Source organism: Rhizobium sp. CCGE531 (genome assembly GCF_003627795.1).
Lineage (GTDB): Bacteria > Pseudomonadota > Alphaproteobacteria > Rhizobiales > Rhizobiaceae > Rhizobium.
In genome coordinates this window covers 3,980,756-3,995,067 of the sequence record NZ_CP032684.1, presented here as the reverse complement: position 1 = coordinate 3,995,067, position 14,312 = coordinate 3,980,756, and the positions used below count along the sequence as shown (strand labels likewise).

At 61.9% G+C, this 14,312-nt stretch carries 14 protein-coding genes; 5 read left to right on the top strand and 9 right to left on the bottom strand.

Annotated elements, in window-relative coordinates; translation table 11 throughout:
• The first annotated feature begins 25 nt into the window (after nt 1-25).
• A complete protein-coding gene (locus tag CCGE531_RS19375) occupies nt 26-1,453 on the top strand; it encodes a DNA polymerase Y family protein (RefSeq protein WP_245459196.1) in 1,428 nt (475 codons plus the stop codon).
• Nucleotides 1,450-4,917: an error-prone DNA polymerase gene (locus CCGE531_RS19370; protein ID WP_120666255.1), complete on the top strand. Its 3,468-nt coding sequence runs from the start codon at nt 1,450-1,452 to the stop codon at nt 4,915-4,917. Before CCGE531_RS19375 ends, CCGE531_RS19370 begins: the two co-directional genes overlap by 4 nt.
• Nucleotides 4,918-4,968: 51 nt before the next feature.
• Here the strand turns inward: CCGE531_RS19370 and CCGE531_RS34815 are convergent, their stop codons facing one another.
• The gene (locus CCGE531_RS34815) at nt 4,969-5,211 is read right to left on the bottom strand and encodes a hypothetical protein (RefSeq protein ID WP_245459192.1); all 243 of its coding nucleotides are present in this window, start codon (nt 5,209-5,211) and stop codon (nt 4,969-4,971) included.
• Between CCGE531_RS34815 and CCGE531_RS19365 the strand changes: the two genes are divergently transcribed.
• Entirely contained in the window at nt 5,098-5,370 is a 273-nt protein-coding gene (locus CCGE531_RS19365; protein WP_245459190.1) for a (2Fe-2S)-binding protein, read from the top strand. The two genes, CCGE531_RS34815 and CCGE531_RS19365, sit on opposite strands and share 114 nt — an antisense overlap.
• Nucleotides 5,336-5,821, top strand: coding sequence for a bacterioferritin (gene bfr, locus CCGE531_RS19360; protein WP_162943939.1), 486 nt, complete (start codon nt 5,336-5,338; stop codon nt 5,819-5,821). The genes CCGE531_RS19365 and bfr overlap by 35 nt, the downstream gene beginning before the upstream one ends.
• 47 nt (nt 5,822-5,868) lie before the next feature.
• Here the strand turns inward: bfr and CCGE531_RS19355 are convergent, their stop codons facing one another.
• From CCGE531_RS19355 to rsfS, 6 genes are all read right to left on the bottom strand, one after another.
• Nucleotides 5,869-6,405, bottom strand: a complete 537-nt coding sequence (locus CCGE531_RS19355; protein ID WP_120666248.1) for an RNA pyrophosphohydrolase — start codon at nt 6,403-6,405, stop codon at nt 5,869-5,871.
• A gap of 15 nt (nt 6,406-6,420) precedes the next feature.
• Entirely contained in the window at nt 6,421-7,605 is a 1,185-nt protein-coding gene (locus tag CCGE531_RS19350; protein WP_120666246.1) for a divergent polysaccharide deacetylase family protein, read from the bottom strand.
• Nucleotides 7,606-7,826: 221 nt separating this feature from the next.
• Nucleotides 7,827-9,152 (bottom strand): S41 family peptidase, encoded by a 1,326-nt coding sequence (locus CCGE531_RS19345; protein WP_120666244.1) that lies wholly within the window; start codon nt 9,150-9,152, stop codon nt 7,827-7,829.
• The gene (locus CCGE531_RS19340; protein ID WP_245458911.1) at nt 9,142-10,581 is read right to left on the bottom strand and encodes a murein hydrolase activator EnvC; all 1,440 of its coding nucleotides are present in this window, start codon (nt 10,579-10,581) and stop codon (nt 9,142-9,144) included. Before CCGE531_RS19340 ends, CCGE531_RS19345 begins: the two co-directional genes overlap by 11 nt.
• 189 nt (nt 10,582-10,770) lie before the next feature.
• Complete coding sequence (rlmH, locus tag CCGE531_RS19335) at nt 10,771-11,253, bottom strand: 23S rRNA (pseudouridine(1915)-N(3))-methyltransferase RlmH (RefSeq protein ID WP_113360509.1); 483 nt, start codon at nt 11,251-11,253, stop codon at nt 10,771-10,773.
• A 113-nt stretch (nt 11,254-11,366) separates the two neighbouring features.
• Nucleotides 11,367-11,813 (bottom strand): ribosome silencing factor, encoded by a 447-nt coding sequence (gene rsfS / locus CCGE531_RS19330; RefSeq protein WP_075853393.1) that lies wholly within the window; start codon nt 11,811-11,813, stop codon nt 11,367-11,369.
• A gap of 325 nt (nt 11,814-12,138) precedes the next feature.
• Between rsfS and CCGE531_RS19325 the strand changes: the two genes are divergently transcribed.
• Nucleotides 12,139-12,522, top strand: a complete 384-nt coding sequence (locus CCGE531_RS19325) for a winged helix-turn-helix domain-containing protein (RefSeq protein WP_120666240.1) — start codon at nt 12,139-12,141, stop codon at nt 12,520-12,522.
• Here CCGE531_RS19325 and modC read toward each other — a convergent pair whose 3' ends face one another.
• Nucleotides 12,523-13,596 carry a molybdenum ABC transporter ATP-binding protein gene (gene modC / locus CCGE531_RS19320; protein ID WP_120666238.1) on the bottom strand — a complete coding sequence of 358 codons (1,074 nt, stop codon included), beginning with the start codon at nt 13,594-13,596 and terminating at the stop codon, nt 12,523-12,525.
• The gene (gene modB, locus CCGE531_RS19315) at nt 13,593-14,294 is read right to left on the bottom strand and encodes a molybdate ABC transporter permease subunit (protein WP_120666236.1); all 702 of its coding nucleotides are present in this window, start codon (nt 14,292-14,294) and stop codon (nt 13,593-13,595) included. Before modB ends, modC begins: the two co-directional genes overlap by 4 nt.
• Nucleotides 14,295-14,312: the final 18 nt, after the last annotated feature.

The window sequence follows — 14,312 nt, the reverse complement described above, 5'->3', positions numbered from 1 at the left end:
CTGTGCCGGCAAGCTCAACAATGCCATGCGGCTCACCGCGCTCAACGAGCGTGCGGAGATGATCGGCCTGAAGCAGGGGCAGGGTGTGGCCGAGGCAAAGGCGATCTGTCCCGATCTCGATGTCGTCGAGGAGGATCCCGCCGCGGACCGCAAGCTTTTGGAAGCGATCGCTGACTGGTGCGACCGCTACACGCCGCTGGTGGCGATCGACGGCAAGGATGGCCTTTTTCTCGATATTACCGGCTGCGCCCATCTTTTCGGCGGCGAAGAGGCGCTGCTCGAGGATATATTGATCCGGATTTCCCGGCTGGGGCTCGATGTGCGCGGCGCCATTTCCTCCGCGCCCGGCCTGTCCTGGGCGGTCGCCCGTTTTGAGGAAAGCCGTGTTGTTCCTCCGAAAGCCATGGAAGAGGCCTTGGCGCCGCTGCCCGTGGCTTCGCTGAGGCTCGGCGAAGAGACCATCGCCGCGTTGCAGAAGCTGGGATTGAAGCAGGTGGGCGACCTTCTGGCCGCGCCGCGTGCGCCGCTTGCCCGCCGCTTCGGCGCGCAGCTGCTCCTGCGGCTCGATCAGGCCGTCGGCCTCGTCGAGGAGCCGATCTCGCCGCGCCGGCCGGTCGCGCAATTGTCGGCCGAGCGCCGGCTGGTCGAGCCTGTGCAGGCGGAAGCCGATATTCTCCAGCTTGCCCGCCAGCTTGCCGAAACGCTGAAGCCGGGACTGGAGGCGCGTGGTGTCGGCGGCCGCTCCTTCGAACTCCTGTTGTTCAGGGTGGATGGGGCGGTCTTCCGCATTGCCGCCGGCGCATCGCAGCCGCTGCGGGAGCCGAGCCGGATCGCCAACCTGTTCACGGAGCGCTTCACCGCCATTCATGACGATCTCGATGTCGGATATGGTTTCGAGATTGTCCGTCTCAATGTACTGCAGCATGCGCCCTTCGACGCGATGCAGGGCGATTTCGTCGGAGAAGGCCGCCAGGACGGGTCGCTCGCCGCTTTTGTCGACCGGGTGGCCGCGCGGCTGGGGCCGGATTGCCTGCAGGGTTTCGAATTGCGGCAGAGCCATATTCCCGAGCGGGCGGTACGGCCGGTGCCGGTCATGGATGTCCTTGCTGCTCGAAGACGGACGAGCGTCGACTATGCCGGCTACGGCTTCTTCCGCGGCGAGCGGCCGCTGCGGCTGTTTCGCATGCCGGAGCCGATCGAAGCCCTTGCCGCCGAAGTGCCCGACGGCCCTCCCCGGCAGTTCCGCTGGCGGCGTGTGATGCATCGGATCAACCGGGCCGAAGGACCGGAGCGGCTTTCGGCGGAATGGTGGGTCGAGGACAGGCAAGAGCCTGCCCGCGATTATTTCCAGGTCGAGGACGAAGAGGGCCATCGCTTCTGGCTGTTCCGCAAGGGGCTCTACGGCCAGACCGAGACACCGCCGAACTGGTATATGCATGGGGTCTTCGCATGAACGCGCGCCCGAGCTTTCACGAACCCGTGCCTTTCTTCGAGATCGGGGTGAGAACGAACTTCTCCTTTCTCGAAGGCGCCTCGCATCCGGAAGAAATGGTGATGCAGGCCGCCCTCCTGAAGCTTTCCGGATTTGGGATCGCCGACCGCAATTCGGTTGCCGGCGTAGTCAAGGCGCATGCTCATACCAAGGTTCTCCAGGCGAAATATGAAGACGTCATCAAGGAAAATCTTCTGCTTCGAGCCCAGGGGAAGCCGGAAAAGCCGTTCCTGAAGCCGGTTCGTTTCCAGCCTGGCGCCCGTCTGATGTTCTCGGATGGCACGCCCGATATCCTTGCCTATCCGCAGAATCGCAAGGGCTGGGCGCATCTCTGCCGGCTGCTGAGCGCCGGCAATCTTAGGGCCGAGAAAGGTTCCTGTCAGCTCGAAGAAGCCGACCTTATGGAATGGGGCGACGAGATGATGCTGGCGCTTGTTCCCGATGCGACAAGCGTCGAGACGCCGGAGGGGCAGGAAAAGCTGGAGCAGTGCCTGAAGCGGCTATGGATGCGTTTCGGCAGGAAGCTGCATATGGTTCTGTCGCCAGCCTATGATGGGCGAGACCGGCTGGTCTTCGCCACGCTCTCCATCATCGCACAGCGCAACGGGGTGCGGCTGATCGCCAGCAACCAGCCGCTCTATCACGCAACCGAGCGCAAGCCGCTTGCCGATATCGTCGTTTCGATCCGCGAGCATGTGCCGATCGCGCAAGCCGGCTTCAAGCTGGCGGCCAATGCCGAGCGCTTTATGAAGGACGCTGCCGAGATGGCGCGCCTTTTCCGGGATTATCTAAAGGCCATCGCCAATACGCAGAAGTTTTTTAGCCGGCTGTCTTTTTCTCTGGATGAGCTGAAGCATAATTATCCCGACGAAAGCATTGATGGCGAGACCGTCGCGGAGACGTTGAAGCGACTGACGTGGGAGGGGGCCAGGTCGCGCTTTCCTGAAAAGATCCCTGAAAAGGTCTCGATGCAGATCGAGCATGAGCTCGAGCTCATCCGCGAACGGCAATACGAGCCTTACTTCCTGACGGTGCATCGGATCATGGAGTTTGCCCGTAGCCAGAATATCCTGTGCCAGGGACGGGGATCGGCGGCCAATTCGACGGTCTGCTATTGTCTTGGGATTACCGAGGTCAATCCGGAAATAACGACCCTGCTCTTCGAGCGCTTCATATCGACGGAACGGGAAGAGCCACCGGATATCGACGTCGATTTCGAACATGAGAAGCGCGAAGAGGTCATTCAGTTCATCTACAGACATTACGACAAGGAGCATGCCGGGTTGACGGCGGCGGTCACCAGCTATCGGGCGCGCTCGGCCGGCCGCGAGGTGGCGAAAGCCTTCGGCCTGTCGGAGGATGTGCAGTCTGCCCTTGCGAGCGGCGTCTGGGGCTGGTCGACGGAAGAGCTGTCCGAGCGCGAGGCGAAGATTGCCGGCCTCGATCTCAAAGACAAGACAACACGGAACGTCCTTTCCTACGCCTCGACGCTGATGGGGTTTCCGCGGCATCTGACCCAGCATGTCGGCGGTTTCGTCATCACCCGGGATCGATTGGACGAAGTGGTGCCGATCATGCATACGGCGATGGACGATCGCTACATGATCGAGTGGAACAAGGACGATCTCGACAATCTCAACATACTAAAGATCGACGTGCTCGCGCTCGGCATGCTGACCTGTCTTGCCAAGGCTTTCGATCTGCTGCTGCTGCATTACGACGTGAAGAAGCAGCTCGCCGACCTTGGAAGCGGTGAGTATCCCGACCGCATACCGGTCTATGACATGATCTGCCGGGCCGATACGATCGGCGTCTTCCAGATCGAAAGCCGGGCGCAGATGAGCATGCTGCCGCGTCTGCGCCCCCGCGAATTCTACGATTTGGTCATCGAGGTAGCGATCGTCCGTCCCGGCCCGATCCAGGGCAATATGGTGCATCCCTATCTCAAGCGGCGGGAGGCAAAGCGGGCGGGAAAGGAGCTCGACTATCCGAGTGAAGAGCTGAAGGAGGTGCTGAAGCGCACGCTGGGCGTTCCCCTGTTTCAGGAACAGGCCATGCAGATCGCCATTACGGCAGCGGGATTTAAGCCTGCGGAGGCCGACAAGTTACGCCGGGCAATGGCGACCTTCAAGCGAACCGGGACCATCCATACTTTTGAGGAGAAGATGGTCGAAGGCATGGCTGCAAAGGGATATGACCGCGAGTTCGCCAAGAACTGTTTCGAGCAGATCAAGGGCTTCGGCGAATATGGCTTTCCCGAAAGCCATGCGGCTTCCTTCGCCCTTCTCGTTTACGCCTCCTCCTGGCTCAAGGCCTATTATCCCGATGTCTTCTGCGCGGCGATCCTCAATGCGCAGCCGATGGGTTTCTATGCGCCGGCACAGCTCGTTCGCGATGCGCGCGAGCATGGCGTCGAGGTGCGGCCGGTGGATGTCAATCGTTCCAGCTGGGATTGCCTGCTGGAGAAGGCGCGCTTCGACAAGGATGCGGTCGAGCCGCGGCATGCGTCGATGCGCGGGATCATCAGGGCGCAATGTGCCGTCCGTCTCGGCTTCCGGCAGGTCAAGGGTCTGTCCGAGGAGGAGATGAAGCAGCTCGCCGAGCGCCGTGGCGATGGCTATCGGTCCGTGCGCGATCTCTGGCTGCGTTCCGGGCTTGCCAAGGCGCAGATCGAGCGCCTGGCGGATGCGGATGCGTTCGGCTCCATCGGCTTGAGCCGGCGGGAAGCGCTTTGGGCAGTGCGGGCGCTCGATGCCGGAAGTGCTGCCGAAAAGCTCCCCCTCTTCGATCTCAGCGATCATGCGGAGCTGCAGGTCGAGCCGGCGGTCGTGCTGCCCGAAATGCTGCCCGGCGAACAGGTCACCGAAGATTATCGCTATCTGTCGCTATCGTTGAAGGCGCACCCGGTTTCCTTCCTGCGCGCCGATTTCGCGCGGCAGGGCATCGTGCAGAGCCGGGATTTGCCCAAGGTGGCGAATGGGCGGATGGTGACGATCGCGGGCCTGGTGCTGGTGCGTCAGCGGCCGGGTTCGGCCAAGGGGGTGATCTTCATGACCCTTGAGGACGAGACCGGCGTCGCCAATGCGATCGTCTGGTCAAAGAAATTCGAGAAATACCGCGCCATCGTCATGGGTGCGCGGCTGGTGAAGATCCGTGGTCGGCTGCAGAGCGAGAGCGGCGTCATCCATGTGGTGGTCGATCATATCGAGGACATGACGCCTGCGCTCGGCATCCTGCAGCGAGAGGCGCGGCGTTTCGGCGTCAGCGATCGGGCGGATGAAGCGCTGCGGCCGACCATGGACCACCGGCAGAAGGAAAAGCCCGCTCTGCTGCCGCGCGGAGCCGGTGCCGGAACAGCGGCGGAAGGCCGCAGCAATAGCATCGAAACGGCGAGAGTCATGCCGCGAGGCCGCAATTTTCATTGAGATTCCGGGCCTCGCAGCTGGCGAGCGCGAGCCGATGCTCCCGCCCGCCGATCAAAATGAATCGTTTCTTTCTTGACAAAGGGCGTCTTCTTTAGCAGATAACAAGACAGCGGATGTCATGTTTGACGGGCTGAGCAAAGAATGCTGGTTTGCAGTTGTAATTACATCACCGACAGGGAAATCCGGGACGTCATCACTGAACTCCTCGATCAGGACTGTTGGCAGCTCATCGTTCCGGCCAAGGTCTATCACGCCATGGAAAAGCGCGGCCGTTGCTGCGGCTGTTTCCCGAATGTCGTTGATATCATTATACAGACAACCGAAGACTATCATGCCCGTCGCCACTCGACGGAAACCGAAATATTTGATTTCATGTCTCGCCTGAAAAAATTTCATGAAGACAACAGGAGAGCGGACATTGAAAGGCGACAAAAAAGTCATCGAGCGGCTTAACGAGGCGCTGTTTCTCGAGCTTGGCGCAGTCAATCAGTATTGGGTTCACTATCGTCTTCTCGAAGACTGGGGCTACACCAAGCTTGCCAAAAAGGAACGTGCTGAATCCATCGAGGAAATGCAGCACGCCGATCGTCTCGTCGCTCGCATCATCTTTCTCGAAGGTCATCCGAACCTGCAGACGCTGGCGCCGCTGCGTATCGGCCAGAACGTCAAGGAAGTGCTGGAGGCCGATCTCGCCGGCGAATACGACGCCCGCTCGGCCTATAAGAAGTCGCGTGATATCTGTCACGATGCCGGCGACTATGTTTCAATGAAGCTGTTCGAAGAGCTTTTGGCGGACGAGGAAGGCCATATCGACTTCCTGGAAACCCAGCTCGATCTGCTCGGGAAGATCGGCGAAGCCAAATACGGCCAGCTCAACGCTGACTCCGCCGATTCCGCGGAATAACCCACGCCTTGCAGAACCGGCCGCTTTTGCGGCCGGTTCTCTTGTATTCAGTCCTCGGCCTTCAGGCCGGCCAGATGGCTGAATTCCGAAACGACCCGTTCGTAGACCGAACGCTTGAAGGTGACAATCAGGCCGGGCAACGCTTCCATCGGCTTCCATTCCCAGGCGTCGAATTCCGGTTCATGGCCGCCCGGCGGTGGGTTGATGGCGATCTCGTTTTCATCGCCATCGAAGCGGAAGGCAAACCAGCGCTGCGTCTGGCCGCGAAACTTTCCCTTCAGGCCGATACCGATCAGCTGAGGCGGCAGATCGTAGTTGATCCAGTCCGTCGCTTCCGCCAGCAGGGTCACGGTTTTCATGCCCGTTTCCTCGTAGAGCTCGCGATAGGCGGCCTTCAGCGCATCTTCACCGTCGTCTATGCCGCCTTGCGGCATCTGCCAGAGCTGCGGCGAGCCGTCATACTCGGAATTGCCGACCGGAATGCGGCGACCGGCCCAGACCAGGCCATCCCGGTTCAGGATCATGATGCCGACACAGGGACGGTAGGGCAGGTCTTCGGCTCTCACGGGGGCGTGCGTGCTCATCTTTCTCTCCAGCGATCAGGGATGTTTCGGGTCGTCGGCAAGCGCCGAGACGGCAACGATTTCAATGCCGCGCATGGCAGCTTCCTCACTCCATTTGCTGATGGCGTCGACGCTCTCGTCGAAAGCGGAGGCGACGCCGATCGCCGAACCGTTGCGGCGGGCTATGCGCTCCAGTTCGTCAAGCTTTTTCAGGATCGCATCCTGCTGCAGCTCTCCGTCGAGCTGGATATCGGCAAAGGCATGCGGCACTTCCAGCGTTTTCGACAGCGTTCCGGATTTCGATTGTGCCGAAGAACCGTCATCCAGGAACAGCAGGCCGCGTTTGCCGACGTCGCGCAGCACCGGCTCCAGGGCATTCGGATTGGCTAGGAAGCGGCCGCCGAGATAGTTCATGACGCCGATATAATTGGTGATCTTGCCCATCGCCTTGTGCAGATTGTCGATATTCTTCGCTGATGACAGCGAGGTCAGCAGCGTATCCGGCCCGGGATTGTTGCTGGGATAGTCGAAAGGCTCGAAGGGCGCCTGGATGAGGAGCTCGTGGCCGCCGCGCCTGGCCTCCTGCATCCAGCGCTGCAGGCTGTTGCCGCTGGCGGCAAAGGCGAGCGTGATTTCCTCCGGCAGCTTCTCGATGGCGCGCTGCGTGCCTGTCTGGCTGAGGCCAAGGCCGCTGACGACGATGGCGATGCGGATACCGCGGGCGCCGGACCAGGGCCGCGCATATTGATCCATCGGCCTGAGGCCGCTCGGCGCGGTGATCGGCAGCTTGCCGAAGGGCGAATCCTCCAGGAGGTTCTCGTTCGGCGTTGCCGCCATGCGCGGGTCCTGGCCCACCTGATTGGCGTTGATCAATACCGGGCCGCTGCCGTCGCGATTGGTGGGGCTGAACATGGTGACGACCGAACCGTCACCGGTGACGATGCGGGCGGTGTTGGCGCCGGATTGCGGATCAACCTCAGTCAAAGCCGCCTGGTCGTTCGGCGCCGGCTTGATTTCGGCTGTTGGCGCGGGATCTTCCTTCTTTGCGGTCTCGATCGGACGGGTCTTCTGAAGCTCGTCGCGTTGCAGCGCCGAATAGAGGGAAAAACAGGCAATCGCGATCAGGCAGAGGCCGCCGAGAATGCGCCCAAAGGGCGGAAGACGCCGCTGGCGGCCGGGGCGGCGATTCTGTCCCAACGGTGCATGCAAATCCGTTCCCAAAGTTCCTATCCACCCCAAGCGGAAAACTGTACCGGCCTCGGGCATTCCGCTCGCGGCCGAGCGGCAAAATGCCCGCAACACTCAAAGTGCTAAAACATGAACGAAGCTGTTTTTGAACAGGGCCGATTTCATTCGGCCGAGGAGGGCGGAACGGTACGCATTGCCCCGCTCGCTCTCCGCTTATGAAAGCGCCGGGTCTGTTTCCAGCCCGGCGCCATTCCTTACTTGGAGGAAACTGCCTTTTCCGGGTTCGGCGGGAAGGACGGATCCGTCTTGGCGCCGCGCAGCAGGTCGAGCGCGTAGTTGAGCTGGATATCGTCCTTCGGATCCGGCGGTACATAGGCCGAAGAGCCGGAGCCCTTGTCGGTTTCGCTCTGGCCCTTGATGTGGCCCGGCAGGCTGGATTCGCCTTCCGCCGTCAGCTTGCCCTTCAGATCATCAGGCAGCGGCTGGTCGACCTTGACGTCGGGCGTGATGCCCGTGCCCTGGATCGAGCGGCCCGAGGGCGTGTAGTAAAGCGCCGTCGTCAGGCGCAGCGCGCCGTTGCCATCGCCCAGCGGAATGATCGTCTGAACGGAGCCCTTGCCAAAGGACTGCGAGCCGAGAACGGTGGCGCGACGCAGATCTTGCAGGGCGCCGGCGACGATTTCCGAAGCCGAGGCCGAACCGCCGTTGATGAGCACGATAATCGGCTTACCGTCGGTCAGATCGCCCGGCGTGGCGTTGAAGCGGCGGGTTTCGTCCGGATTGCGGCCGCGCGTCGAAACGACTTCGCCACGCTCGAGCACGTCGTCGGCGACGTTGATCGCCTGGTCGAGCAGGCCGCCCGGGTTGAGGCGCAGGTCGAGGACATACCCCTTCAGCTTGTCGGCCGGAATATCCTTCTTGATCTTGGCGATCGCGGCCTCGAGGTCCGGCGTCGTCTTTTCCGTGAAGGAGATGATGCGGATATAGCCGACATCGCCTTCCTCGCGCGACTTGACGGCGGCAACGGCGATCACGTCACGAATGACGGTGAGTTCGATCGGCTTGTCGGCGCCCTTGCGCATCAGGGTAAGCTTGATCGGCGTCTTGACCGGACCGCGCATCTTCTCGACGGCGTCTTCCAGCTTCAGGCCGCGAACGGACTGGCCGTCGATCGCGGTGATGTAGTCGCCGGCGAGAACGCCGGCCTTGGCGGCGGGCGTGTCGTCGATCGGGGTGATGACCTTGACGAGGTCGTTGTCCATCGTCACTTCGATGCCGAGACCGCCGAATTCACCCTTGGTCTGGGTGCGCATGTCTTCGGCGTCCTTGGCATTCATGTAGCTCGAATGCGGGTCCAGAGAGGTCAGCATGCCGTTGATGGCGGCTTCGATGAGCTTGTCTTCCTGCGGCGGCGTCACATACTGCGCGCGGACGCGCTCAAAGACGTCGCCGAAAATCGACAGCTCCTTGTAGGTGGAAGTGCCAGCGGCTTCCGCCGGCGCTACCGCCGAGTAGATAACGCCCATCGCAGTCGCACCCATCAATGCGCCAACGAGAACAAGAGAAGCCCTACGTATCATTGCGTGCCTTTCCAGTGTCTTTGGAGGTCCACCAAGGCCGAGAATCGACCGGTTTTCCATCTTTTCTGAATTCAATGTAAAGCGTTGGCCGATCCGTTTCCAGCGCCAATGCGGTCGCGCTCGCGACTCTTTTTTGGCCCATAGTGGCAAGCGGCTCGCCGGCGAAGACAAATCTGCCCGGACGCGTCTTGATCGCATCCATTCCCGACAGCACCATGTGATAGCCGTCGCCCGTATCCAGAATGATCATCTGACCGTAGCTGCGAAACGCGCCGGCGTAGACAACCGTGCCGTCGGCGGGAGCCGTGACGAGCGCTTCCGGACCCGTCGCGATGGTCAACCCCATCGCCGTGTGGCCGGTGCCGTCGTCGTCGCCGAACTGGCGGAGGGTATCGCCCGCCACGGGCAGCTCCAACTTCTGTTTAAGATCCGAGAAGGGATATGCGGGCGTAATGCGGTTTTTATCGGGCACACCGTTCTCGGCCAGGGCCTTCGCCTGCTCGCGCTGCTGTTCGGTCATCTGCGCCCGGCGCGCCTCTTCCGCACGCGCGGCCGCCGCGGCATCGCGCACCGAGCCGATCTGGCTTTCCAGCGAGGCGACGAGCCCCTCCAGGCTGGTTGCCTGGCCCGCCAGTTCCTCGGCGCGCTTGCGTTCGGCCCCGAGCTGGGCGGCATTCTGTTTGCTGTGCTTGTCGTTTTCGGCAATCAGCAGATCCATGCGCCGCTCCTCCTCCAGACTGTTGGTCATGGTGGTGGTGAAGCTCGCCTTTTCGGCGGCTGCGTCGGCATGCAGCTTGCTGAGATCCGTGAGATCGGCGATGAGTTTGTCCGTCTCCTTGCGCATTCCGGGCACGACGGCGCCGAGAAGAATAGCGCTGCGCACCGAGGCGAGCGCATCGTCCGGCGTCACCAGCAGCGCCGGCGGCGGGTTGCGGCCCATGCGCTCGAGCGCGCCCAGCACTTCGGCCAACAGGGCGCGGCGATCATGCAGGGAAGCGCGGATCTTGCCTTCCTTGACGGCAAGGTCCGTCAACGTCTTTTCGCTCTGCTGGATCTTGCGATCCAGCTCCTTGCGGCGGGCGGCGCTGTCGATCAGCGCCTGGCGCAGGCTGTCGGTGCTCTTGTCGAGCGATGCGATACTGTCTTCCAGCTCTTTCGTCTTGTCGGAGGAGAGATTGATCGTCTTCGACAACTCGTTCAGCTGGGCACGGGTTTCGTCGCGCTTGTGGGCGAGATCGCCTGCAGGGTCGGGCGCCTGCTGCGCCGTCGGCACCGATGCGGTCGTTGCGGCGCGATCGTCAGGCGCCTGCGGTGCGGTGGTCTCGGCCTCCTGCGCCACGGCCACATCCAGCAAAGGGAAAGGGCCGGTCACATAAGCGCCCACACCGAGACATGCCGCCAGGGGTGGCAGCAGAAGACGGGAAAGCATGGGCTGGGCTTTTCTCATCCAGTCGGTTCGGGCCTGGTCCCTTCGGATCGCGTGAAAATAGGCTGATTTGCCGCGATCGGCTAGGAAGCATCGTCATTTTCAGGGCGGGAATCAAAACACGCCTGTGTGAGCGTTTCGTTAACGCAAAAGAACCGAAAGCCAAACAGTTTTCGAGATGGGATGGGACGATTACACCCGGTGGTAGGGGTGGCCGGAGAGGATGGTGACGGCGCGGTAGAGCTGTTCGGCAATGAGGATGCGCACGAGCTGGTGGGGCCAGGTCAGCTTGCCGAGGCAAATGGTCATGTCGGCCTTGTCGTAAAGGGATGGGTCGAGGCCGTCGGCGCCGCCGATGGCGATCGTCAGGTCGCGCTTTCCCTGATCGCGGAATGTCCCGAGCATGGCGGCGAAGGCTTCGCTGTCGAGCGCCTTGCCGCGTTCGTCGAGAAGAATGAGCACACCGCCTTCGGGGTGCGCCTTCTGCAGCAGACCCGCCTCTTCGCGCTTGCGGGTCTCGCTGTTGGAGGCGCGGCTTTCGGCAACCTCGGTCATGCGCGCCATTTCCAGGCCGATCGCCGGCCCGGCCTTGGCGAAACGATCGAGGTAACGAGCCGCAAGATCCTTTTCCGGGCCGGCCTTCAACCGTCCCACCGCAAAAAGACCTATCCGCATTCCCGCTCCCAGCCACATCCGCCGTCATGGCGGCACAAAACAAACCGTTGCCGGAAGCTCATGTCCGGCGATGTGAAGCTGCGAACCGGGGCCGGGAGGTGTTCCGCGGTCGGTTAGTGCAGCGTGCCTTCGTCGAGATCGGGTGCCGCCCACATCTTTTCGATGTTGTAGAACTCGCGGATCTCCGGTCGGAAGACATGAACGATGATGTCGCCGGTGTCGATCAACACCCAGTCGCCGCCATCGAGACCCTCGACGCGGGCATTGCCGAAGCCCTCGTCCTTGAGATCGGTCATGAGATGGTCGGCAATCGCCACGACATGGCGGTTCGATCGGCCGGAGACAACGACCATATAGTCTCCAAGCGCGGATTTGCCAGCAATGTCGATGGTGACGATATTTTCGGCCTTGGAATCCTCGAGGCTTACGAGGACGGCTTGCAGGGCGCGGGCAGCGGCATCGGCGCCACGTTCCGAGCTCTTCGGGATAACGACAGGCGTTCTTCCCTTGGCGTGTACTGTTGTCAGTGCTCTTCCTTCCTTGAGTAACAGAACATGCACGGAAGTGATCTGAGTCGATCACCCCATAAAGATAGGCATCAAAGCATTAAGGTTTCAAGACGCCAACGGCCATCTTGAGGCGTTCGGGACAAGGATTTGTGCCTGAATAGGGCTCTTTCGCACCAGATATGGGTAAATATTCGCACCGAGGGTCAAAAATCAGGTTGTCGGCGCCACTCCGGCGACAAGAATGAGCTGCGGCTAAGGACGCATCTTTTACATGGAGATCAGATAGGCCGGTGCCGCCGCTTGTCCATTCCCGCCGGCATGTACAGGCAGGTGAAGGCCGCGTATACACTAGGCAAAGCAAACGGTTACAGATGCCATGACAGACGCTCCGCAGCCATCGTTGACGCCCATCCTCCGCATCAGCTTTTCGGGGCAGGATCGGCTCGGGCGCGGCAAGATGGAGCTTCTCGAGCATATCCAGGAGACCGGCTCGATTTCGGCCGCCGGCCGCGCCATGGATATGTCCTATCGTCGCGCCTGGCTGCTTATCAGCGAACTGAACCATATGTTCCGCGAGCCGGTCGTGGAATCGCAGCGCGGTGGGCAGAAGGGCGGCGGCGCGGCACTGACTCCGTTCGGCGAGGAGTTGCTGCGGCGCTTCCGCGGCATGGAAACGACGCTGCGCGCGGCAATAGCCGACGATCTCACCTGGCTCGACGCCAATCGCAACCCGGCCGGGGCTTCTCGGGGAAAATCCTGATTAATGTTCGAGTGCCACGGTCTTGATGACCGCATGGATCGGCAGGCCGATCCGCAACCCCAGCCGTTCTGACGAGAATTGCGTGATGCGGGCGGTTACGATGTCGCCGCCGCAATCGACCCTGACTTCCACGGTTCCATCGGCGGCCATGCCGATCCCCAGCACTTCGCCGTCGAGAATATTGAGGGCGCTGAGGCCTTCCGGCCTGGTTGTCGCCAGCATGACGTCGCGGGCGGGAATATGGATGCGTACGGTCTTGCCGACAGCGGCCGCCTGACCCGGCACGACGAGCTTTGCCGTCTTCAGGGCAATGATGGTCAGATGATGCCGGTCGTCCATCGATTCCACGCGGCCTTCCAGCAGCACGCCGGCTTCGCGGCGGTCGGCCGCCAGCGGGCCGGATAGCTGGCTGAAAATATCAACGGCGGCACCGATCGTCTCGACCTTGCCGTCGCGCATGACGACGACGCGGTTGGCGAGCCGCGCCACCTCGGCGATCGAGTGGCTGACATAGATGATCGGTATCCTGGTCTCGTCGCGCAGCCGCTCGAGATAGGGAAGGATTTCCGCCTTGCGGGCTTCGTCGAGCGCGGCAAGCGGCTCATCCATCAATAGCAGCCGCGGAGAGGAAAGCAGGGCGCGGCCGATCGCGACGCGCTGCTTCTCGCCGCCGGAGAGCTTGGCCGGCCTGCGGTCGAGCAATGCGCCGATGCCAAGAAGATCGACGACGCCGTCAAAGCTTTCACCGCGCTCGTTCCGGGGAGCGAACCAGCGGCCGTAACTGAGGTTCTTCCGCACCGAAAGATGAGGAAACAGGCGCGCTTCCTGAAAGACATAGCCGAAGCGGCGGCGGTGGCGCGGCACGAAGATCTGCCTGCTGGTGTCGGCAAGCACCGTTTCGTCGAGGCTGACGCGGCCGTGATCGGGTCGGATGAGGCCGGCAATGATCCGGATGAGCGACGTCTTGCCGGAGCCGGAGCGGCCGAAAAGGGCGGTTACGCCGCCGTCGGAGGTGAATGCCGCCTCCAGCGAAAAGGCGCCGAGGCGGTGGCGGATATCGACCGAAAGCGTCATTCGAAATCCACCCTCCGTCCGGCAAGATAGGCAAGGAATTCCGAAGCGAGCAGGGCTGCCATCGAAATGACGATGGCGACGATGGTGAGCCGCATGGCGCCGGCATCGCCGCCCGGAACCTGGGTGAAAGTGTAGATGGCCGAGGACAGGGTCTGGGTTTCGCCGGGAATGTTGGAGACGAAGGTGATGGTCGCGCCGAACTCGCCCATGGCCTTGGCGAAGGAGAGGATCATGCCGGCGATGATGCCAGGCAGGATCAAGGGCAGGGTGACCGTCAGGAAGGTCCAGTTAGGGCTGGCGCCCAGCGTGCCGGCCGCTTCCTCCAGCTTGCGGTCGACGGCTTCGACCGACAGGCGGATGCTTCTGACCATCAGCGGGAAACCCATGACGCCGCAGGCAAGTGCCGCGCCCGTCCAGCGGAACGAGAAGACGATACCGAGATATTGATCGAGCAAGGACCCGATCGGCCCCTTGCGGCCGAAGAGAATGAGGAGGATGAAGCCGGTGACAACAGGCGGCAGGATCAGCGGCAGATGGATGACGCCGTTGAGGATCGATTTGCCCCAGAACCGGCCGCGCGCGAGCAGGAGTGCCGCGGCAATGCCGAAGGGCAGGCTTACCAGCATGGCGACGACGGACACGCGCAGGCTCAGCTCTATGGCCGTCCATTCGTCGCTGCTCAAACCCAACGCTTCCAAATACTCGCCCCTTAAAAC

Excerpts from the sequence above, each read along its gene's own strand:
- CCGE531_RS19325 (WP_120666240.1), top strand. The coding sequence starts at position 12,139 with ATGACAGACGCTCCGCAGCCATCGTTGACGCCCATCCTCCGCATCAGC.
- modC (WP_120666238.1), bottom strand. The coding sequence starts at position 13,596 with ATGACGCTTTCGGTCGATATCCGCCACCGCCTCGGCGCCTTTTCGCTG.
- CCGE531_RS19370 (WP_120666255.1), top strand. The coding sequence starts at position 1,450 with ATGAACGCGCGCCCGAGCTTTCACGAACCCGTGCCTTTCTTCGAGATC.
- CCGE531_RS19355 (WP_120666248.1), bottom strand. The coding sequence starts at position 6,405 with ATGAGCACGCACGCCCCCGTGAGAGCCGAAGACCTGCCCTACCGTCCC.
- CCGE531_RS19345 (WP_120666244.1), bottom strand. The coding sequence starts at position 9,152 with ATGATACGTAGGGCTTCTCTTGTTCTCGTTGGCGCATTGATGGGTGCG.
- CCGE531_RS19375 (WP_245459196.1), top strand. The coding sequence starts at position 26 with ATGCGGCTCACCGCGCTCAACGAGCGTGCGGAGATGATCGGCCTGAAG.
- CCGE531_RS19340 (WP_245458911.1), bottom strand. The coding sequence starts at position 10,581 with ATGCTTTCCCGTCTTCTGCTGCCACCCCTGGCGGCATGTCTCGGTGTG.
- rlmH (WP_113360509.1), bottom strand. The coding sequence starts at position 11,253 with ATGCGGATAGGTCTTTTTGCGGTGGGACGGTTGAAGGCCGGCCCGGAA.